Annotated in this window: 19 protein-coding genes and 1 tRNA gene; 6 read left to right on the top strand and 14 right to left on the bottom strand. The window is 66.2% G+C overall.

Going from position 1 to position 20,325, the window contains the following annotated elements; all coding sequences use genetic code 11:
- Window positions 1-10 precede the first annotated feature (10 nt).
- From ABT375_RS02080 to ABT375_RS02065, 4 genes are all read right to left on the bottom strand, one after another.
- The gene (locus ABT375_RS02080) at window positions 11-295 is read right to left on the bottom strand and encodes a barstar family protein (RefSeq protein WP_224550101.1); all 285 of its coding nucleotides are present in this window, start codon (window positions 293-295) and stop codon (window positions 11-13) included.
- A 10-nt stretch (window positions 296-305) separates the two neighbouring features.
- A complete protein-coding gene (locus ABT375_RS02075) occupies window positions 306-1,565 on the bottom strand; it encodes a M24 family metallopeptidase (RefSeq protein ID WP_416463938.1) in 1,260 nt (419 codons plus the stop codon).
- Complete coding sequence (locus tag ABT375_RS02070; RefSeq protein ID WP_416463937.1) at window positions 1,552-2,178, bottom strand: glutathione S-transferase family protein; 627 nt, start codon at window positions 2,176-2,178, stop codon at window positions 1,552-1,554. The genes ABT375_RS02075 and ABT375_RS02070 overlap by 14 nt, the downstream gene beginning before the upstream one ends.
- 71 nt (window positions 2,179-2,249) lie before the next feature.
- Window positions 2,250-4,361 carry a malate synthase G gene (locus tag ABT375_RS02065; protein WP_416463936.1) on the bottom strand — a complete coding sequence of 704 codons (2,112 nt, stop codon included), beginning with the start codon at window positions 4,359-4,361 and terminating at the stop codon, window positions 2,250-2,252.
- 133 nt (window positions 4,362-4,494) lie between these two features.
- Between ABT375_RS02065 and ABT375_RS02060 the strand changes: the two genes are divergently transcribed.
- Genes ABT375_RS02060 through ABT375_RS02050 form a run of 3 tightly spaced genes read left to right on the top strand, consistent with a single transcriptional unit; the run spans window position 4,495 to window position 8,445 of the window.
- The gene (locus ABT375_RS02060) at window positions 4,495-5,400 is read left to right on the top strand and encodes a LysR family transcriptional regulator (RefSeq protein WP_224550097.1); all 906 of its coding nucleotides are present in this window, start codon (window positions 4,495-4,497) and stop codon (window positions 5,398-5,400) included.
- Window positions 5,401-5,427: 27 nt separating this feature from the next.
- Window positions 5,428-7,695 carry an NADP-dependent malic enzyme gene (locus ABT375_RS02055; protein ID WP_416463935.1) on the top strand — a complete coding sequence of 756 codons (2,268 nt, stop codon included), beginning with the start codon at window positions 5,428-5,430 and terminating at the stop codon, window positions 7,693-7,695.
- A gap of 39 nt (window positions 7,696-7,734) precedes the next feature.
- Entirely contained in the window at window positions 7,735-8,445 is a 711-nt protein-coding gene (locus ABT375_RS02050; protein WP_408021493.1) for a L,D-transpeptidase family protein, read from the top strand.
- A 9-nt stretch (window positions 8,446-8,454) separates the two neighbouring features.
- Here the strand turns inward: ABT375_RS02050 and ABT375_RS02045 are convergent, their stop codons facing one another.
- Entirely contained in the window at window positions 8,455-9,345 is an 891-nt protein-coding gene (locus ABT375_RS02045; protein WP_416463934.1) for an EamA family transporter, read from the bottom strand.
- A 168-nt stretch (window positions 9,346-9,513) separates the two neighbouring features.
- Between ABT375_RS02045 and ABT375_RS02040 the strand changes: the two genes are divergently transcribed.
- The 3 genes from ABT375_RS02040 to ABT375_RS02030 all read left to right on the top strand — a co-directional run bounded on the left by ABT375_RS02040 (window position 9,514) and on the right by ABT375_RS02030 (window position 12,631).
- Window positions 9,514-10,737: an MFS transporter gene (locus ABT375_RS02040; protein ID WP_411974029.1), complete on the top strand. Its 1,224-nt coding sequence runs from the start codon at window positions 9,514-9,516 to the stop codon at window positions 10,735-10,737.
- Between the two features lie 40 nt (window positions 10,738-10,777).
- Window positions 10,778-11,917 carry an aspartyl/asparaginyl beta-hydroxylase domain-containing protein gene (locus ABT375_RS02035; protein ID WP_416463933.1) on the top strand — a complete coding sequence of 380 codons (1,140 nt, stop codon included), beginning with the start codon at window positions 10,778-10,780 and terminating at the stop codon, window positions 11,915-11,917.
- Window positions 11,918-12,016: 99 nt separating this feature from the next.
- Window positions 12,017-12,631 (top strand): YitT family protein, encoded by a 615-nt coding sequence (locus tag ABT375_RS02030; protein ID WP_066602978.1) that lies wholly within the window; start codon window positions 12,017-12,019, stop codon window positions 12,629-12,631.
- A gap of 108 nt (window positions 12,632-12,739) precedes the next feature.
- On the opposite strand, the gene ABT375_RS02025 is transcribed toward ABT375_RS02030, so the two are convergent.
- The 9 genes from ABT375_RS02025 to ABT375_RS01985 all read right to left on the bottom strand — a co-directional run bounded on the left by ABT375_RS02025 (window position 12,740) and on the right by ABT375_RS01985 (window position 20,304).
- Entirely contained in the window at window positions 12,740-13,273 is a 534-nt protein-coding gene (locus ABT375_RS02025; RefSeq protein WP_416463932.1) for a hypothetical protein, read from the bottom strand.
- Window positions 13,260-13,655: a phosphoribosyl-AMP cyclohydrolase gene (gene hisI / locus ABT375_RS02020; protein WP_224550091.1), complete on the bottom strand. Its 396-nt coding sequence runs from the start codon at window positions 13,653-13,655 to the stop codon at window positions 13,260-13,262. Before hisI ends, ABT375_RS02025 begins: the two co-directional genes overlap by 14 nt.
- Before the next feature lie 119 nt (window positions 13,656-13,774).
- A tRNA-His gene (locus ABT375_RS02015) sits at window positions 13,775-13,851 on the bottom strand.
- 101 nt (window positions 13,852-13,952) lie between these two features.
- Window positions 13,953-14,543: a nucleotidyltransferase family protein gene (locus ABT375_RS02010; RefSeq protein ID WP_416463931.1), complete on the bottom strand. Its 591-nt coding sequence runs from the start codon at window positions 14,541-14,543 to the stop codon at window positions 13,953-13,955.
- A 10-nt stretch (window positions 14,544-14,553) separates the two neighbouring features.
- Window positions 14,554-15,126 (bottom strand): septal ring lytic transglycosylase RlpA family protein, encoded by a 573-nt coding sequence (locus ABT375_RS02005; RefSeq protein ID WP_416463930.1) that lies wholly within the window; start codon window positions 15,124-15,126, stop codon window positions 14,554-14,556.
- Window positions 15,127-15,346: 220 nt separating this feature from the next.
- A complete protein-coding gene (locus ABT375_RS02000; RefSeq protein ID WP_024019962.1) occupies window positions 15,347-15,619 on the bottom strand; it encodes an HU family DNA-binding protein in 273 nt (90 codons plus the stop codon).
- Window positions 15,620-15,801: 182 nt separating this feature from the next.
- On the bottom strand, window positions 15,802-18,198 hold the full coding sequence (gene lon / locus ABT375_RS01995) for an endopeptidase La (protein WP_416463929.1): 2,397 nt from the start codon (window positions 18,196-18,198) through the stop codon (window positions 15,802-15,804).
- 148 nt (window positions 18,199-18,346) lie between these two features.
- Window positions 18,347-18,670, bottom strand: a complete 324-nt coding sequence (locus tag ABT375_RS01990) for a YbaB/EbfC family nucleoid-associated protein (RefSeq protein ID WP_416463928.1) — start codon at window positions 18,668-18,670, stop codon at window positions 18,347-18,349.
- Window positions 18,667-20,304: a DNA polymerase III subunit gamma/tau gene (locus ABT375_RS01985; RefSeq protein ID WP_416463927.1), complete on the bottom strand. Its 1,638-nt coding sequence runs from the start codon at window positions 20,302-20,304 to the stop codon at window positions 18,667-18,669. The genes ABT375_RS01990 and ABT375_RS01985 overlap by 4 nt, the downstream gene beginning before the upstream one ends.
- Window positions 20,305-20,325: the final 21 nt, after the last annotated feature.

Here is a 20,325-nt window from a genome sequence, read left to right as displayed (position 1 = left end):
ACAACCCGCGTCAGATCAATTGCAGCGTGACCTCCACACCATGGTCATGTCGGGCATCGGCGAACACAGTTGCCACCCGCGCCATGAAGTCGGCCATCTCGACCGGCAGGTTGTCGATATTTGCTATCGTTACAGCGAAGGGCGGCTCAACGGCGTTAATGTCGCCCAGCAAACTGTCGTACAGGGCATCCAGATTAAGACCATGCCATTCAGGCGCGCCCAGTCGTGGCAACAGGGCGAGATAGAAGTCCAACGGCTTTGCCCAGCCGGACGCATCGAGTTCAATCAACTCCATGGTCCGGCGCTTACCCGATCGGCTGTTCGATCGACACCGGCGGCTTGGAAAACCATGCCGGTCCCTGCGCGGTCATGTGGAAGCAATCCTCCATGCGGATGCCCATGGTGCCGGGCAGATACAGGCCGGGTTCGTTGGAGAAGCACATGCCAACGTCCAGCTTCGTGGTTTCACCGTGGACCAGGTTCACCGGCTCATGCCCTTCCATGCCGATGCCATGGCCGGTGCGGTGGGACAGGCCGGGCAGTGCATAGCCGGGGCCATAACCCTGTTTTTCATAATAGCTGCGCACCGCGTCATCGACCGAGCCGGCGGGCGCGCCCAGTTTGGCGGCGGCGAAGGCGATCTTCTGCCCCTGCGACACGTCATTCCAGACCTTGCGCTGCTGCGAGGTGGGGGTGGCGCCATGGACCCAGGTGCGGCTGATGTCGGACTGATAATCCTCGACCGTGCAGCCGCAGTCCATCAGCACCACCTCCCCCGCGCGCACCGCCTGCGGCTTGCCGGAGCCGTGCGGATAGGCGGCGGCCTCGCCCAGCAGGATCAGGTTGAACTCCACCTGCCCGCCCAGTTGCTTCGTCGCGGCACTCATCAGCGCGCCGATATCGGCAGGGGTCATGCCGGCCTTTACTTGGCGGTAGGTCCAGCGATAGGCGGCCATGGTGACGTCGGCGGCCGTCTGCATCAGGGCGATTTCGGCGGCGGTCTTGCGCATACGGATGGCGCGGGTGACGGGGTCTTTCACAAGGCTTGCGGCGGGCAGCGCGGCCTTGAGGCCATCGACCGCGAAATAGCGGACCGTTTCCTCGATGCCGATGCGGCCCTTCGCAAGGCCTTTGGCGGTCAGATAGTCGGCGATCGGCGCATAGGGGCTTTCATGCTCCTGCCAGACGCGCACCTCTGCGGGGATGGCGAGCGATTCGTCGATAGAGGGCTTTTCGAAGGAGGGGCAGACGACCAGCGGCGTGCCGCTGGCCGGAATAACCAGCGCGGTCAGGCGCTCCGACCGGTGCCAGCGGATGCCGCTAAAATAGATAAGGCTGGCGCCCGGTTCGACCAGCAGGGCGTCGATGCCCGCCGCCTGCATCATCTTCTGCGCGCGAGCGAGGCGGTCGGCGCGTTCGGCCTTGCCGATCGGGGTCACGGCGCCGGTGAGGGACGCGAGCGCTTCGGCGGCTCGCTCCTGCGCGAAGAGGCGCGGGCTTATCGCGGCGGTGGCGAGGGTCGCGGCGGCATAGCGCAGAAGCGTGCGGCGGTCAGGCGTAGGCATATTTGCCTCCGGTCTGGAGAGCGGCCTGATAGGCGGGGCGGTCATGCATTGCGGTCAGCCAGCGGAGAGTGTTGGGGCGTGATTCGCTGAGGCCGCCGCGTGCGCGGGAGGCTTCCAGCGGGAAGCTCATCATCATGTCGGCGGCGGTGAAGGCATCGCCCGCGAAATAGGGGCGGCTCGCCAGTTCGGTTTCGATCCAGTCGAGATGGTCGTCCAGCATCTTTTGCACGGTCGGACGCGCGGGGCGGCCGAGCAGGCCCAGCTTGCCGATGATGAGCAACGCCAGCAGCGGCGGCATCATCGATCCTTCGGCATAGTGCATATATTGGCGATAACGGATCGCGCTTTCCGTATCGGCGGGCGGGCCGAAGCGGCTGCCGGCGCGGGCGACCAGATGTTCCATGATCGCGCCGGTTTCGATCAGGCGATGGCCGTCCACCTCCACCACCGGCGACCGGCCGAGCGGATGGATGGCGCGCAGGCTTTCGGGCGCGCGCATCGTCTTGCGGTCGCGCTCATAGCGGCGGACTTCATAAGGTTCGCCCAGTTCCTCCAGCAGCCAGAGGATTCGCTGCGATCGGCTGTTATTGAGGTGGTGGACGAGGATCGTCATGATGGCTCCCATGCTGCCCGCCGGTGAGGGCGTAACGCAGCATGGGAACCGCCACAACAGGTTTGGAAATGTTATGCGTCTTCCAGCGCCTCGGCCTTCTGTTCCGCACGGAAGGCGTGGAGCAGCGGTTCGGTATAGCCGCTGGGCTGTTCGACGCCTTCGAATATCAGGGCGCGGGCGGCCTGATAGGCCAGGCTTTCGGCTTCGCGCCCGCTCATCTGCTGATAGAGCGGATCGCCGGCGTTCTGGGCGTCGACCTTGGCGGCCATGCGTTGCAGCGCAGCATCGACCTGCTCCGCCGTGCAGACGCCGTGCAACAGCCAGTTGGCCATATGCTGCGAGGAAATGCGCAGCGTCGCGCGATCCTCCATCAGGCCGATATCGTGGATATCGGGCACCTTGGAACAGCCGACGCCCTGATCGACCCAGCGGACGACATAGCCGAGGATGCCCTGCGCGTTGTTGTCCAGTTCCTGCGCGATCTCCTCTTCGGAGAAGTTGCGGCCGACCGCGACGGGGATGGTCAGCAGCCTGTCGAGCGAGGCGATGCCTTCCGCCTTGCGCTCTTCCTGGCGAGCGAAGACGTCGATGCGGTGATAATGGGTCGCGTGCAGGGTGGCGGCCGTCGGCGAGGGAACCCAGGCGGTGTTGGCCCCGCTCTTCGGATGGCCCGCCTTCTGCTCCAGCATGTCGGCCATGCGATCGGGCGCGGCCCACATGCCCTTGCCGATCTGCGCCCGGCCCGACAGGCCGCAGGCCAGGCCGATCTGGACGTTGCGATCCTCATAGGCGGTGATCCAGTCGCTGCTCTTCATCTCGCCCTTGCGGATCATCGGGCCGGCCTGCATCGACGTGTGCATCTCGTCCCCCGTGCGGTCGAGGAAGCCGGTGTTGATGAAGACGATGCGGTCGCGGACAGCCTCGATACAGGCGGCAAGGTTCGCCGACGTGCGGCGCTCTTCGTCCATGACGCCGACCTTGATCGTGTGGCGCGCCATGCCCAGCAGATCCTCGATCGCATCGAAAAGACGGTTGGTGAAAGCCGCTTCCTCCGGCCCATGCATCTTGGGCTTGACGATATAGACGCTGCCCGCGCGGCTGTTGCCGCCGTCGCGCTTCAAATCTTGGAGCGCGATCAGGCTGGTGACGATCCCGTCCAATATGCCTTCGGGCGCTTCGTCGCCATCGGGCAGGCGGACCGCCGGGTTGGTCATCAGATGGCCGACATTGCGGACGAACAGCAGGCTGCGCCCCGGCAGGGTCAAGCTGCTGCCATCCGGCGCGGTATAGGCGCGGTCGGGGTTGAGCGCGCGGGTCATGGTCGCGCCGCCCTTCTCGAACGTCTCGGTCAGGTCGCCGCGCATCAGGCCCAGCCAGTTGGCATAGGCCGCGACCTTGTCCTGCGCATCGACGGCGGCGACGGAGTCTTCGAGGTCGCAGATCGCGGTCAGGGCGGATTCGAGGATGACGTCGGCTATGCCTGCCGGATCGGTCGCGCCGATCGGATGCGTGGCATCGAAGACGATTTCGATGTGCAGACCATTGTGGCGGAACAGGCGGCCCTTCTCGCTGGCGCCGATATATTGGGTCGGATCGCGCAGGATGATGGCGTCGCTGGACAGATCCGCCCAACTGCCGTCCGCCAGCGGGATCGCATCGTCCAGAAAGGCCTTGGCCCAGGCGATGACCTGTGCGCCGCGCGCGGCGTCATAGCCCTGTCCCGCCGCCGCGCCCGGTATCGCATCGGTGCCGTAGAGCGCATCATAGAGGCTGCCCCAGCGCGCATTGGCGGCGTTGAGCAGGAAGCGGGCGTTGAGGATCGGGACGACCAGTTGCGGCCCCGCCAGCCGCGCGACCTCGTCATCGACATTTTCACTACCGATGGCGAAAGGTGCGGGTTCGGGGACCAGATAGCCGATCTCGCGCAGAAAGGCCTGATAGGCGGTGGCGTCATGCGGCTGCCCCTTGCGCCGCTCATGCCAGCTATCGATCTGCGCCTGCAACGTGTCGCGCTTGCGCAGCAGCGTCGCGTTTTCCGGGGCGAAACGGGCGAACAGGTCCGCCGTGCCCGCCCAGAAGGCGTCGGGCGCGATACCGGTGCCGGGCAGCGCGCGGCTGTCGATGAAATCGGCCAGTGGCTCGGCGACCTGAAGGCCGGCCTTGTCGATCATGCGGTCGGTCATCGTCTTCTCCTGCTCCATCCTTCATCCTTCCCGCGCAGGCGGAAAGGACGACTGTTGCGATAGCGATAGCCGATTCCCATTATGCCGTGTAGACGCTATTATACGAAGACAGTCATTCCTTTGGTGAACGAATATGATGGACCCCGATCATGAACTGTTCGTATGCGTGGTGGATGAGGGCGGGCTGGCGGCGGCCGGGCGACGGCTGCATATCTCGCCCGCGATGATGTCCAAGCGGCTGGCGCGGCTGGAGGAGCGGCTGGGTGCCAAGCTGGTGCATCGCACCACGCGGCGGCTGGCGCTGACGCCGGCGGGCGAGCGGCTCCATGCCGACCTGCGCGGCATATTGGCAGCGCTGGACGAGGCGGAGCGGCGCGTGTCGGGTGCGTCGGCGGTGGCGAGCGGGCCGCTGCGCATCACCGCGCCGACATCCTTCGGGCGAATGCATCTGGCGCCCTATCTTCCGCGCTTCATCGACGCGCATCCGAAGGTGGAGTTGAGCATCGACCTGTCGGACGATTTCAGCGACCTGATCGAGAGCCGCGCGGACCTCGCCATCCGCATCACCGCCGATCCTGGTCCGGGCCTGACCGCGCGCCAGCTCGCCGCCAACCGCCGCATCCTGTGCGCCGCGCCCGCCTATCTGGAGCGGTTCGACGTGCCGGAGACGATCGCGGACCTGAAAAACCATCGCCTGCTGGCCGCCGAAGGACAGATGCCCTGGCGACTGGTCGGGCCGAAGGGGCCGGTAGCGGTCGAGGGGCGCAGCCATGTCCGCACCAACAGCAGCGAACTGGTGCGCGAACTGGCGCTGGCGGGCGGCGGCATCGCGCTGCGATCGCTATGGGATATCAGCGCCGCGCTCGACCGCGGCGATGTTCGGCAAATCCTGCCGGATTATGAGGGGTCGACCGATGTCAGCCTGTTCGCCGTGCAACTGCCACAGCAGAATCCGCCTGCCGCGATCACCGCGTTCATCGATTTTCTTGTTACACTTTATGTCCCGAAGCCGCCCTGGGACCGCATTGGGTTGCCCTGACGAAACGCAGTCACTAAGGCCCATCGCATGGACGATAACACCCGCCGCGCCGCCCTCGACTATCATCGCTATCCCCAGCCCGGTAAGCTCCGCATAGAGCCGACCAAGCGCATGGTGAACCAGCGCGACCTGGCGCTGGCCTATTCGCCCGGCGTCGCCGCGCCCTGCGTGGAGATCGCGGCCGATCCCGACAAGGCGATGGACTATACCGCGCGCGGCAACCTGGTCGCCGTCATCTCCAACGGCACGGCGGTTCTGGGGCTGGGCGCGATCGGCGCGCTGGCGTCGAAGCCGGTGATGGAGGGCAAGGCCGTCCTCTTCAAGAAATTCGCCGATATCGACGTGTTCGACATCGAAATCGACACGACCGACGCGGACAAGTTCGTCGAAGCGGTGGCGCTGATGGAGCCGACTTTCGGCGGCATCAACCTGGAAGACATCAAGGCGCCTGAGTGCTTCGAGATCGAGCGTCGCCTGAAGGAACGGATGAACATTCCGGTCTTCCATGACGACCAGCATGGCACCGCCATCGTCGTCGCGGCCGCCGTGCGCAACGCGCTGGTGCTGCAGGGCAAGACGCTGGCCGACGCGAAGCTTGTGACGTCGGGCGCGGGTGCAGCGGCGCTGGCCTGTGTCGACCTGCTGGTGTCGATGGGCCTGCCGATCGAAAACGTCACCATGACCGACAAGGATGGCGTGATCCATGCGGGGCGCGAGGGTATGTTGCCCAATATGGCGCGCTATGCCCGCACCACCAATGCGCGCACCCTGCCCGATGTGCTGCCGGGCGCCAACCTGTTCCTGGGCCTGTCGGCGCCCGGCGTGCTGAAGCCCGAATGGCTGCCGCTGATGGCCCCCAATCCGCTGATCTTCGCGCTCGCCAATCCGGAGCCGGAAATTCGCCCGGAGGCCGCGCGCGAAGTGCGGCCGGACGCGATCATCGCGACGGGCCGGTCCGACTATCCCAATCAGGTCAACAATGTTCTGTGCTTCCCCTATATCTTCCGCGGCGCGCTGGATTGCGGCGCGACGCAGATCAACGAGGCGATGAAGGTCGCCGCCGCCGACGCCATTGCGGCGCTCGCCCGGATGCCCGCGCATGACAGCGTCGCGCAGGCCTATGGCGGGCGCAGGCTGGTGTTCGGGCCGGACTATATCATTCCCACGCCTTTCGATCCGCGCCTGATCGGCGAGATCGCTGTCGCCGTCGCGCGGGCGGCGATGGACAGCGGCGTTGCGAAGAAGACGCTGGACCTGGACGACTATCGGCGCAGCCTGTCGCGCCAGAGCGCGCGGTCGGGCCAGTTGATGCTGCCGGTGTTCGAAGCCGCGCGCGGCACCGAATGCCGCATCGCCTATGGCGAGGGCGAGGACGATCGCGTGCTGCGCGCCATCCGTGATGCGCTGGACGAAGGCATCGTCCGCCCGACCATCGTCGCGCGTCGCCGTATCCTGGCGCAGAAGCTGCCCGAACTGGGGCTGAGCTTCGACCTGGACCGCGATGTCGAGGTGATCGATCCGGAGACCGACCATCTGGTGATGGGCGAACTGGTCGAAGCCTATCGCACGGTCGCGTCGCGCCGGGGCGTGCCAGCCGACGAGATATTGCGCCATGTCTATCGCCGCCCGACCATCACCGCTGCGATGCTGCTGCGGACCGGACGGGTCGACGCCGCGCTGGTCGGCGGACGGTCCGAATATTGGGGCCAGGTCGAGCATGTGCTGCGCATCATCGATCGCACGCCGGGCCACAGCCGCGTCTATGCGCTGTCGGGCCTGATCCTGGACGCAGGCGCGCTGTTCATCACCGACACCCATATGGTGCCGGACCCGACGCCCGAGCAGATCGCCGAAATGACGCTGCTGGCGGCGACCGAGATCCAGCATTTCGGGCTGACGCCGCGCGCGGCTTTGCTGTCCCACTCCAATTTCGGCGCGTCGCACACCGACAGCGCGCGCAAGATGCGCAAAGCGTTCAAGATCGTGCGCGACGCTGCGCCCGAACTGGCGGTGGACGGCGAAATGCATGCCGACGCGGCGCTCAGCCAGGCGCTGCGCGAACGGCTGATCCCGGATTCGCGGTTCGAGGGGCCGGCCAACCTGCTGGTGATGCCGAACCTCGACGCGGCGAACATCACGCTGACCGCGCTGTCGGCGTCATCCAGTTCGCCCACGGTCGGGCCGATGCTGATGGGCCTGAGCAAGCCGATCCATGTGCTGACGCCCGGCGTCACGTCGCGCGGCATCCTCAATCTGACCGCGATCGCAGCGGCGGAAGTGGCCCGGGAAGGCTAGGATTAACCTTTGGCGCCTATGCTGGCCGGGCATGGAGGCATGAGGATAGAGATGGCGGGTTTCCTGAAACAGGTCGGGCCGAAGCTGGCGATCGGCGGGATAGTGGCGTTGACCGGCCTGGTTGTGTTCGCATCGATCGATCGGCCGGCGCTGGAAGGCCATGCGTCGTCCGAAACGGCGGCCGCGCCCGCCGCTACACCCTCCCCTCCCTCCGTCCCTGCCCCTGCCCCCGCCAAGCCGATCGAGCGGCGCAGCGACCAGGGCATGGCGGTCGATCCGGGCGCGTTGCGGGTCAAGCGCGTGCTCAAAATCGACGGGCCGTTCCGCCATGGCGACTATGCCTGGGACGAACAGGGCGCGCCGGCGACCGGCCCCGTCATCATCACCGTCGACCTGCGCGCGCAGACCCTGTCGGTGTTCCGCGCGGGCTATGAGATCGGCGCGGCGGTGATCCTCTATGGCGCGACCGACAAACCCAGCCCCAAGGGCGCTTTCCCGATCATGGCGAAACATGCCGACTATTTTTCGCGCACCTATGACAATGCGCCCATGCCCTTCGCGCAGCGGCTGACCAGCGACGGCGTCTTCATCCACGGCAGCGACGTGCAATGGGGCCGGGGCACCCATGGCTGCATCGGCGTACCTGTCGCATTCGCCAAGAAGCTCTTTGGCGTCACAAAGGTTGGCGACATGGTGGTGATTACCGACGGCAAGATGCTGGACGTCAGCCAGGCGCAGGTGAGCGGGTAGGCCATCCGCTTATTGCGGCGCATCCTCGATTGCGGGCTTGTGGCCCGCGGTCAGCGCGCTGCCGGCCGACGCGGCCATGATGCACGCGATCGCAATCCACTGAAGCGGCGTCAGCCGCTCGCCCAGCACGATAAAACCGGCCAGCGCCCCGACGGCCGGCGACGCGCTGACCAGCAGGCCGAAGACATGGGCGGGCAGGCGCCGCATCGCTTCCATCTCCAGCGAATAGGGCAGGGCGCTCGACAGGATGGCGATGACCAGCCCGACGAGCAGGACGCCGGGCGATAGCAGCGCCGCGCCTGCATGGGCGACGCCCAGCGGCAGGACGAGGATCGCCGCGGCCAGCATCCCCCAGGCGACGGCATCCCCGCCGACCGCGCCCGACACCCGCTTGCCCGCCACGATATAGAGTGCCCAGCACAGGCCGGCCGCGCAGGCGAAGGCGACGCCGACCGGATCGAGCGGGGCGTCGCTGCGCAGCGGCAGCAACAGCAGCAGGCCGGCCACCGCCGCCGCCAGCCAGCAGAAATCGCGCGGCCGCCGCGACCCGAACAGCACGACCGCCAGCGGCCCCGCCACCTCGATCGCGATGGCCACGCCCAGCGGGATACGCGCGAACGCCAGATAGATGCACAGGTTCATCAGCCCCAGCGTCGCGCCATAGCCGGCCAGCCACCAGCCCGCACCCGCTGGCACGCGCCGTCGCCATGGACGTCGGATCAGCCATAGCAGGGCTGCCGCCAGGCTGATGCGTAGCGCCGAGACGCCCGCCGCACCGAGGAGCGGAAATACCGTCTTGGCGAAGGCCGCGCCGAAATTGACCGAGATGAGCGACGCCAGCACCGCCCCCGCCCCCATCAGCGCCACCCTGCCCGTATCCTGTCCGCCGTTTCTGTCCATGCGCCAAGCCTATAGACGATCCGACGCCGCGCGCGAGCGCCTTGCGCGCGCTCGGCAACGATTGCACCGCGTGATGACGCAGGTGCAGAAAACTCATACGAATGCAGGGTTGACCAGCGCTGTCATGAAGCCCATCTGCGCGACTTCCGTATAATTTTGCATTGCAGCATGGAGCTTGCCATGGGCGCCCCTTTCCAGACCGCGCTTCCCCATAAGGCGCCCCCCGCGCTCGTCCTGTTCGCCCTGGCGGTCGGCGCGTTCGCGATCGGGACCACCGAATTTGCGGCCATGAGCCTGCTGCCTTTCTTCGCGCGGGATCTGGGCATCGACCTGCCGACCGCCGGCCATGCGATCAGCGCCTATGCCCTGGGCGTGGTCGCGGGCGCGCCGGTCATCGCCGCCCTGGGCGCGCGCCTGCCGCGGCGCACGCTGCTGATCGGCCTGATGGCGATGTTCGCGCTCGCCAACGGCTTGTCCGCCCTGTCGCCCAGCTATCATTGGATGCTGCTGTTCCGGTTCCTGAGCGGCGTGCCGCATGGCGCCTATTTCGGCGTCGCGGCGCTGGTGGCCGCCAATCTGGTGCCGATCGAACAGCGCACGCTGGCGATCGCCAAGGTCATGTCGGGCCTGACCGTGGCCACGGTGATCGGCGTGCCGGTCGCCAACTGGATGGGGCAGGCGCTGGGCTGGCGCTCCGGCTTCTTCGTCGTGGCGGCGCTGGCCGTGGCGACGATGACGCTGGTGGCGCTCTACGCCCCGCGCGACGCGGGCGACGCAAAGGCCAGCCCAATGCGCGAGTTGACGGCGCTGGGCAAGGGGCAGGTATGGCTGACCCTGCTGACCGGCGCGATCGGTTTCGGCGGCCTGTTCGCCGTCTATACCTATGTCGCCTCGACCATGATGGAAGTCACCCATGTGTCGGAAACCTATGTTCCGTTCATCCTGGCAATCTTCGGCATCGGCATGACGCTGGGCAATCTGGCGGTGGCCTGGCTGGCGGACAAGGCGCGCAACCGCACCGTCATCGGAGTGCTGCTATGGAGCGCCGCGTCGCTGGCGCTGTTCCCGCTGATGGCCGGCAATATCTGGACGCTCAGCCTGATCGTCTTCCTGATCGGCATTGGCGGGGGGCTGGGCACGCCGTTGCAGGCGCGGCTGATGGACGTGTCGGGCGACGCGCAGACACTGGCCGCCGCGCTGCACCACAGCGCCTTCAACGTCGCCAATGCGATCGGCCCCTGGCTGGGCGGTCTGTCGATCGCGGCAGGCTATGGTCTTGTTTCGACTGGCTGGATCGGCGCCGCGCTGGCGCTGGGCGGCCTCGCCGTCTTCCTGCTGGCGATCGTGCTGGAACGGCGCGGACCGGGCCTGATCCCCGCCGCCGCCGAATAAGCCGCTTTCGCGCCGCATCGCCGCCGGATATGGCAGTGGCATGAATGATCCGGCGAGAGAGACGAGACTGCAGGAGGCGGCGGTGGCCGCCCTGCGCCGCGGCGATGCCGATGGTGCATTGGCGACGCTGCGCGAGATGGGCGATCCGCCCGCGATGCTGCTGGCGCAGGCCTGCAACCGCAGCGGCGACCTGGATGGCGAAGCGGCGGCGCTGCGGCGCATCCTGGACAGCGACATGCGCAACCTGCCGGCACTGCTCGCCATGGGGCAGAATGCGCTGCGGCGCGACGACGAGCGCGGATCGATAAGCTGGTTCCGCGCGGCGCTGGCGCAGGCGGCCGCGACCGGCGCGCCGCCGCAGCTCCAGCCGCTGTTGCAACAGGCGCAGGCCAGCGTCGCCCGGTCGAGCCAGCGGTTCGAGGATCATCTGACCGCCGCGATTGCCGACCTGCCGCCGCTGCCCCGGATCGCCCACGCCACCGACCTGCTGCTGGGCAAGCGCGACCTGTTTCTGCAACAGCCCAGCATGTTCTATTTCCCCGGCCTGCCCCAGCGCGCCTTCTACGAACGGGACGAGTTCGACTGGGCCGCGCCGATGGAGGCGATGACCGATGCGATCGTCGCGGAGCTGCACGCCGTGCGCGCGCAGGAGGCGGATTTCGCTCCCTATGTCCAGACCGCCGCCGATCGCCCTGCGCCCAACAATCCGCTGCGCGACGATCCCAGTTGGGGCGCGCTCTATTTCTGGCAGGGCGGCGCGCCGGTCGCGGAAAATGCGCAGCGCTGCCCCGCGGTGATGGAGGCACTGGCGCTGGCGCCCATGCCGGTGATCGCAGGCCGATCGCCGATGGCATTATGGTCGCTGCTCAAGCCCGGCACCCATATCCAGCCGCATCATGGCCTGCTCAACACCCGGCTGATCTGCCACCTGCCGCTGCTGACGCCACCCGATTGCGCGCTGCGCGTGGGCGCGGAGACGCGCAACTGGCGCCGGGGCGAAATGCTGATCTTCGACGACAGCGTCGAGCATGAGGCGTGGAACCGCAGCGCGGAGACGCGCGTCGTGCTGCTGTTCGAGATGTGGCGGCCGGAAATCGGCGCGGAGGAGCGCGAGGCGCTGATCCGATTGTTCCAGGCGATCGACGCCTTCGGGCCGGCGCAGGTCGATACCGGCGGTTGAACGGGACGCGCCGTCCCGCTATCAGCAGCGCATAAGCACATATGACGCCGGAAAATGGGCAAGAGGATGGCCGGGCATGATCCCAGGAACCTTGCCCACATGACCATCACTGCCCCTTCTCCCCGTCCCCACAGTCTGGCCGAGGACGGCTATGCCATCGCCATCGGCTGCGCCTTCATCGCGCTGGGGCTGATGATGCTGAAGGCCGCCAATCTGGTGACCGGCGGGATGGCGGGGATCGCGCTGCTGCTATCCTATCTGCTCCACTGGTCGCCTGCGCTCCTGTTCCTGCTCATCAACATTCCCTTCTTTCTCTTCGCGGGCCGGGCGATGGGGGTGGCGTTCGGGTTGAAGACGCTATTCGCCAATGTCGCGATCATGGGCGTGGGGCTGGCCATGCCGGCGGCGCTGCACATCGCGCGAATCAGCCCCTTCTTCGCCGCCCTGTTCGGCGGGTCGATCATCGGCTTCGGCATATTGGCGATCGCCCGCCATGGCGCGGGCGTGGGCGGCGTGGGCGTCGTCGCATTGATCCTGCAACGGTCGCGCGGCTGGAATGCGGGGCGTACCCAGATGCTGTGCGACATCGCGATCCTGCTGGCGTCTTTGCCGATCCTGAGCGTCGAGCGGTTCGGCCTGTCGATCCTGTCCGCCGCCGCCATCAATGCGGTGCTGATCGTCAATCACCGGCCGGGGCGTTATATCGGCCACTAGAGCGGTTCGCGGTCCGATTGCATCGGACCAGCCGCTCCAGATTATTGGATTTACGCGATGTCCGAGTCATCAGATGATTCCATCGGATTAGAAATCGCTCCAAGGCCGCTAGCCCTCGCAGAGCGCCTTGCCGTCGCTGTCGCGGGCGCGCAGCGCGCTGGCGGCGTCATTGGCGATGCGGGGGAAGCTGACTCCCTCCAGCGTGCCGCGGCCCTCGCACAGGTCCGCACAGGCCATGTCGACCACGCCCGGCAGCGCCACCTGGTCGCCATCATATTGGGCGACCACGATGCAGCGGTCGCCGCCCTTGAAGCTGAGGATCAGCTTGTCGCCCGCGCGGCGTGCCATACCCTGCCCGCGACAGCTCTGCTCCTCGCCGAAATTGGCCTGCAAGCCGAAGCGGAAGGCCGCATCCTTGGCCGGCATGACGCAGAGCAGGTCGCGCCCGGCTTCATGGCTGCGCTGGTAGAGGCCGACGGGCGACGTCTTGCCCGTATCGGTGATCGCCCCGCTTTCGATAGCGGCCCGTTCCAGCCCGGACGCCGGCGCACCACCAGCATCCGATGCGGCGGCGTCGGCGGCCGTCGGCGCGCGCTGGCACGCCGCCAGCAGGAGAAGAAGCGCGAGGCTAGCCCGCGGCATCGATGGATGGATCAGCCGCAAGATCGACGGGCGTCAGGCCATCCGGCCCGACCCGACGGAAAAAGCAGGACCGCGCGCCGGTGTGGCAGGTCGGGCCGGCCGGGACCGCTTTCACCCAGACCGCGTCCTGATCGCAATCGATGCGGATGTCGCGCACCTCCAGCATATGGCCGGACGTCTCGCCCTTCTTCCACAGCGCCTGGCGGCTGCGCGACCAGAAATGGGCGAGGCCGGTTTCGACCGTCAGCGCCAGCGCCTGCGCATTCATATGCGCGACCATCAGCACTTCACCGTCGGCCGCGTCGGTCACGACAGCGGTGATCAGGCCATGATCGTCATATTTGGGATTAAGGGTCAGCCCCTTGTCGCGCGCATCGGTCATGGGGGCGCTATAGAGCATCGCGCGGACAAGTGGGAACCGCTTTTGCGTATCCGATGATAGGAAAGGCATGACCGTCCCGGCGCGAGACGATCCCCTCGGATCAGGGGAAAATCAGAAAATGGGGCGATCGACGGGATCCGAACCCGCGACCTCCGGTACCACAAACCGGCGCTCTAACCAACTGAGCTACGATCGCCACAGGGCCTTCCGGCCCGCGAGAGTTGGCCACATATGCGGCCCATTACCGGCCGTCAAGCAGACAAATGCACCCGATGCCGGATGATCGCGATTATGCCGTCATTGCAGGTGCGAATGACGGACTGCCGCGCTCCATGGCAGGATCGCCAGATCGGGCCAGCAAGCGGCCCAGCGCTGCGTCTTGGCTTCATATACCGACCGGTCGATCAGCGTCGCATTGGCTCGCACGACGGGCGCCAGAAAATCGTCCAGGCCGAAAGGCGCGGACAGGGCGACGTCGCTGATGGCCACCGCGGACACGGTGGCCGGATAGGTCGTGGTCGCCTGCAACGCCGAACGGTAAGGCGGAATCACGATGCCGAAGCGGTCGGGATACCAGAGGTGGACGCGCGCCTGATTCTTGACGTCGAAACGGACCGGCAGATCGGCGAACAATTGCGCCACATGCGCCGCGGCCGCGGCCTCGCCCGCTTCCGACAGGTCGGCGGCGTCATGATAGATGATGTCCGCGTCGGCGATGCCATGCAGCGGCGGCAGATGGAAACAGGCGTTCCACCAGGCCTGGGCCAGAAGGCTGCCCGACAGCCAGGCGTCGGGCAGGCCCAGTTGCGACCAGCGCCGCAGAATAGCGTCGGCGACCGGATGGTTGGAGGCGATGCGGCGCACCGCCTTCTCCTGCGCCACGGTCATGGCGCCACAATCATGGTGGCGGCACAGCCGCCTGCAATTGCGCCCGGAGATTGACGAGCGTCCGTTCCGGCACCTTTGGGCGATCCGACGCGGGCTTCCCCTTGCGCAGTCGTTCCCTGTCCTTTTCCGGCGGATCGACGAACCGCACGCGCACCGCGGCATGACCCTGGGCGCGGATGCCCAATTGCTCGGCCGCGCCGCGCGACAGGTCGATCACCCGCCTGCGCCCGGCGAAGGGGCCGCGATCGTTGACGCGAACCAGGATGGTCCGGCCGGTATCGAGCGCGGTCACCTCGACATAGCTGGGCAGCGGCAGGCTGGTGTGCGCGGCGGTGATCCATTTGGCGCGAAAGCGTTCGCCATTGGCGGTGCGATTGCCCGATTCCGAACCATACCAGCTCGCATAGCCCAACATGTCATAGCCGGGGTCCGCCGCCGGGACATAGGTGGCGCCGCGCACCTTGTAGGGCGGGCCGATCCGGACCGGCGTATCGCGCACCGGACGATAGTCGCCGCCGGCGCAAGCGGAGAGCGTCGCGAACCCGCAAATGATCCAGATGTGCCTGCCCGCGCGTCCCGTCATGCCGCCTTCCTATCGCCGGCAGGCGGGCGGGTCGAGGCCGATCGGGCAAAAAGAAGGGGCCGAAAAGGCATGGCGCCTCTTCATCCCCTTCGCCTTTCGGCATCTGCGTCGCGGAAGATCAACTTCCTGTCGCCGCATCACTCTCCTGAAAAACTTTCCGGCCGCGATGCCGGTAGGTCGTCAAACGGTGGGCGCCCGCCAATGGCAGGCGCCCCATCCGTCAGTTGACCGAATCCTTCAGGCCCTTGCCGGCCTTGAACTTCGGCTGCGCCGAAGCCTTGATGGTCATGGTTTCGCCGGTGCGCGGGTTACGGCCGGTCGAAGCCTTGCGCTGCGAAACCGAGAAGGTGCCGAAGCCGACGAGGCGCACTTCGTCGCCCTTCTTCAGAGCGCCGGTGATGGCGTCGAACACGCCTTCTACAGCCTTCGTCGCGTCATTCTTGCTGAGGCCGCTGCTTTCAGCGACTGCGCTGATCAAATCCTGCTTGTTCATGCCTTGGGAACCCCCTTGTGCTGTTGGTTGATTTAGGAATCGCGGCGTAGGCGGCGCAATAAGGCGCGGATTTCTGCGCCTGTCAAAGGGAAAGCGACAAAGTCCTTCGCTGCGATCGAAATTTGCGCCCGCCTGCGCGAAATATGCCGAAACCGACGGCAAACCGCCGGTTTCGGTTTGGCTTAATGCCGCAGCGCGGGATCGCTGTCGCGGCCGGGCGCATTGCTCGGCTGGGCGGCGAGGTCGTCCTCTTCGGTCCAGGCGATCGCTTCGGGAACCGACGCCAGCGCACGCGCCAGCACCTCGTCCACATGGCTGACCGGCACGATTTCCAGACCGTCGCGGATGTTGGCCGGAATTTCCGCCAGGTCCTTCTCGTTTTCCTGCGGGATCAGCACCGTCTTGATGCCGCCGCGCAGCGCGGCCAGCAGCTTCTCCTTGAGGCCGCCGATCGGCAGCACCCGCCCGCGCAACGTGACCTCGCCGGTCATCGCCACGTCCTTGTGGACGGGGATGCCGGTCAGCGTGGACACGATGCAGGTCACCATGCCGATGCCCGCAGACGGACCATCTTTGGGCACTGCGCCTTCGGGCAGATGGATATGGATGTCCTTGCGGTTGAAGACGCTGGGCTTGATGCCATAGCCGGGCGAGCGCGCCCGGACATAAGAAAAGGCCGCCTGGATCGATTCGTTCATGACCTCGCCGAGCTTGCCGGTGGTCTTGATCATGCCCTTGCCGGGCACGGTCACCGCCTCGATCGTCAGCAGCTCGCCGCCAACCTCGGTCCAGGCCAGGCCCGTCACCGCGCCGATCTGATCCTCTTCCTCGCCCACGCCGTGGCGGAATTTCCGCACACCGGCATAATCGGCCAGATTGTCGGGCGTGATGACGACCTTGTCATAGGCGCCTTCCAGGATCTTGCGCAGCGCCTTGCGGGCGAGGCGCGCAATCTCGCGCTCCAGCGTGCGGACGCCAGCCTCGCGGGTATAATAGCGGATGAGGTCGCGGACGGCATCTTCCGTCACCACGAACTCGTCGCCCTTGAGGCCATGGGCGTCGATCTGCTTGGCGACCAGATGGCGCTGGGCGATCTCGACCTTCTCGTCCTCGGTATAGCCTTCCAGCCGGATGATCTCCATGCGGTCGAGCAAAGGCTGCGGCAAATTCAGCGAGTTGGCGGTCGTCACGAACATGATGTCCGAAAGATCGACGTCGATCTCCAGATAATGATCCTGAAACTTGCTATTCTGTTCCGGGTCCAGCACCTCCAGCAGCGCCGATGCCGGATCGCCCCGGAAATCCTGACCCAGCTTGTCGATCTCATCCAGCAGGAAGAGCGGGTTCATCGTCCCCGCTTTCTTGAGGTTGGTGACGATCTTGCCCGGCAGCGAGCCGATATAGGTGCGGCGGTGGCCGCGAATTTCAGCCTCGTCGCGCACGCCGCCCAGCGACTGGCGCACGAACTCGCGCCCGGTCGCCTTGGCGATCGAGCGACCCAGCGACGTCTTGCCGACGCCCGGCGGGCCGACGAGGCACAGGATCGGCCCCTTCAGCTTGTTGGTGCGCGCCTGCACGGCCAGATATTCGATGATCCGGTCCTTGACCTTCTCCAGCGCGAAATGATCCTCATCGAGGATATCCTGCGCTTTCTTGAGGTCATTCTTGACCTTGCCCTTCTTGCCCCAGGGCAGGCCGAGCAGCACGTCCAGATAGTTGCGCACGACGGTCGCTTCGGCCGACATGGGCTGCATGCCCTTGAGCTTCTTCAGTTCCGCCGTGGCCTTCGACCGTGCTTCCTTGGACAGCTTGGTCTTGGCGATCTTCTCGGTCAGTTCGGCGAGTTCATCGCCTTCCTCACCCTCGCCATTGCCCAGTTCGCGCTGAATCGCCTTGAGCTGCTCGTTGAGATAATATTCGCGCTGGGTCTTTTCCATCTGGCGCTTCACGCGACCGCGGATCTTCTTTTCGACCTGCAACACGCCCAATTCGCCTTCCATGAAGGCGAAGACCATTTCGAGGCGCTTGACGGGATCGGCCTCGACCAGCAGCGACTGCTTGTCGGACACCTTGACGTTGATGTTAGCCGACACGGCGTCGGCCAGACGACCGGCATCCTCGATCTCGCGCAACTGGACCGGGGTTTCGGCCGGCAGCTTCTTGTTGAGCTTGGCGTAATTTTCAAACTGCTCGGCGACCGAGCGCATCAGCGCGGAGGCTTCGGGGCCTTCCGCCACGATCTCTTCGACATCGTCGACATTGGCGACGAGATAGGTGTCGCGCGCCTCCATCGATTCGAGCTGGGCGCGATGCTTGCCCTCCACCAGCACGCGGACGGTGCCGTCGGGCAGCTTGAGCAGTTGCAGCACAATCGCGACGACGCCGGTGTCGTAGAGCGAATCCCGGCCCGGATCATCCTCCGCCGGGTCGAGCTGCGACACGAGGAAGATTTCCTTCGAGCCTTCCATCGCCGCTTCGAGCGCAGCGACGCTCTTGTCGCGACCGACGAACAGCGGGACGATCATCTGCGGGAAGACGACGATGTCGCGCAGCGGCAGAAGGGGATATTGCACAGTCATTCAGTCTCCGGGGCCGAAAGAAGCGGCCCTCTCCTACGGTTCATCGCCTTTATGGGGATGCCCGTCGCAGCAATCAATTGCGAGCTGTCATAATGACGAAACGATGAACGTCAGGTGATCGATCCATCGCCGCCCAGCCAAGCCGTCATCAAAAGGGCAGTTTGAAGCCGGGGGGCAGCGGCAGGCCCGCGGTCATCTTGCCCATTTCGGCATTGCTAATCTCGTCCGCCTTCTTGCGCGCATCGTTGAACGCAGCGGTGATAAGGTCTTCCAATATCGGCTTTTCCGACGGCGCGAGCAGCGTGTCGTCGATCGATACGCCCAGGATGCGCCCCTTGGCCGAGGCGCGCACCCTGACCAGCCCGCCGCCGGCCGCGCCCTCGACCTCCAGCTTGTCGAGATTGTCCTGCGCACGCTGCAATTCTTCCTGAACACGGCTCGCCATGCCGAGGATTTCGTTCAAGTCCTTCATTGTCCTGCACTCCATTGTTCGGGCCGGTCGGTCTCGACCAACTCCGCTTCGGGGAAGGCGGCGATCGCCGCCTTGACCACCGGGGTTTCCAATATATCGGCGCGCGCAGCGGCCTTCACCGCCTGCTCCTGCTCCAGCAGCGTCTGCTCGCCGCCGCTCTCCGCCAGCGTCACGATCCAGCGCGTGCCGGATGTCGCGGCGTTCAGCGCCTGCTCCAGGTCGCGCTTGAAGTCGCCATGCGTCCACGCATGGGTCAGGCGAATGGCGATATCGGGCGGGCTGAGCGAAACGAGCGCGGCGCAATCATTGAGATGATTGGCCAGCAACGGCTTCTGCCGGTCGATCAGCGCGACGATTTCCTGCATCGTAGCGGGCAGCCGCGCGGCGGGCGCGGAGGACGGCGCGGCAGGCGTTCCACCGGAAGCAGGCGCAACCATGGCGGGCGCCCCCTCCCGCAGCATCCGCGCCAGTTCGCCCGGATCGGGCATGGTGGCGGCGTGCATGACGCGCAGCAGCGCCATTTCGCAGCTTTCGATCGGCAGGACGGCGCTGGCCACCTCGTCATGCCCCTTGAGCAGCAATTGCCACAGGCGATGGAGCGGCGCGAAGCCCAGTTGCGCGGCCCAGTCGGCCAGCGCTTCCCGCTCTTCGGCCGACTGGCCGGGGCTGGCGATGTCGCGACCGGCCTTCGCCAGGGTCACGGCATGGACCAGCTCCATCAGGCCGCGCATCAGCGCAAGCGGCTCGACGCCCAGCGCATATTGGTCGCGCACCGCGCCCAGCAACGCGCCCGTATCGCCTTCCAGCAGCAAACCCAGCAAGCGGCGCACCGATCCGCGATCGGACAGGCCCAACATGTCGCGCACCTGAACCGCCGTGACCAGCGGCGCACCACCGTTCTCGCCATCTGGCCCCATTTCCGCATGGGCGATCGCCTGATCGAGGATCGAGAGGCCATCGCGCGCGGAGCCTTCGGCCGCCTGCGCGATCAGCGCCAGCGCATCGGGTTCGGCGGCGACGCTTTCGGCTTCCACCACATGGGCGAAATGGGCGGCGAGCAGTTCGGCAGGGATGCGGCGCAGGTCGAAGCGCTGGCAGCGCGACAGCACCGTCACCGGCACCTTGTTCACCTCGGTCGTGGCGAACAGGAATTTCACATGGGCGGGCGGCTCCTCCAGCGTCTTCAACAGCGCGTTGAAGGCGTTTTTGGAGAGCATATGGACTTCGTCGATGATGTAGATTTTGTAGCGCGCCGACACGGCGGCATAGCGCACCGCCTCGATAATCTCGCGCACATCGTCCACGCCGGTATGGCTGGCGGCGTCCATTTCGACCACGTCGATATGCCGACCCTCGGCAATGGCGACGCAGGGTTCGCAGACGCCGCAGGGGTCGATGGTCGGGCCGCCCTGCCCGTCCGGGCCGATACAGTTGAGCGCCTTGGCGATCAGCCGCGCGGTGGAGGTCTTCCCTACCCCGCGCACGCCGGTCATCAGGAAGGCGTGGGCCAGCCGGCCGCGCTTGATCGCATTGCCCAGCGTCTGGACCATCGCATCCTGCCCGATCAGTTCACCGAAACTGCGCGGTCGATATTTGCGCGCCAGGACGCGATAGGGCTGCGGGGAATCGGACATAGTCATCGTCTAGCCGTTCGG

It is taken from the genome of Sphingomonas sp. VDB2 (assembly GCF_047946695.1).
In the GTDB taxonomy this organism is placed as follows: Bacteria; Pseudomonadota; Alphaproteobacteria; order Sphingomonadales; family Sphingomonadaceae; genus Sphingobium; species Sphingobium bisphenolicum.
The sequence above is the reverse complement of the archived record's forward strand: the minus strand, read 5'-3'. Positions and strand labels throughout refer to the sequence as shown.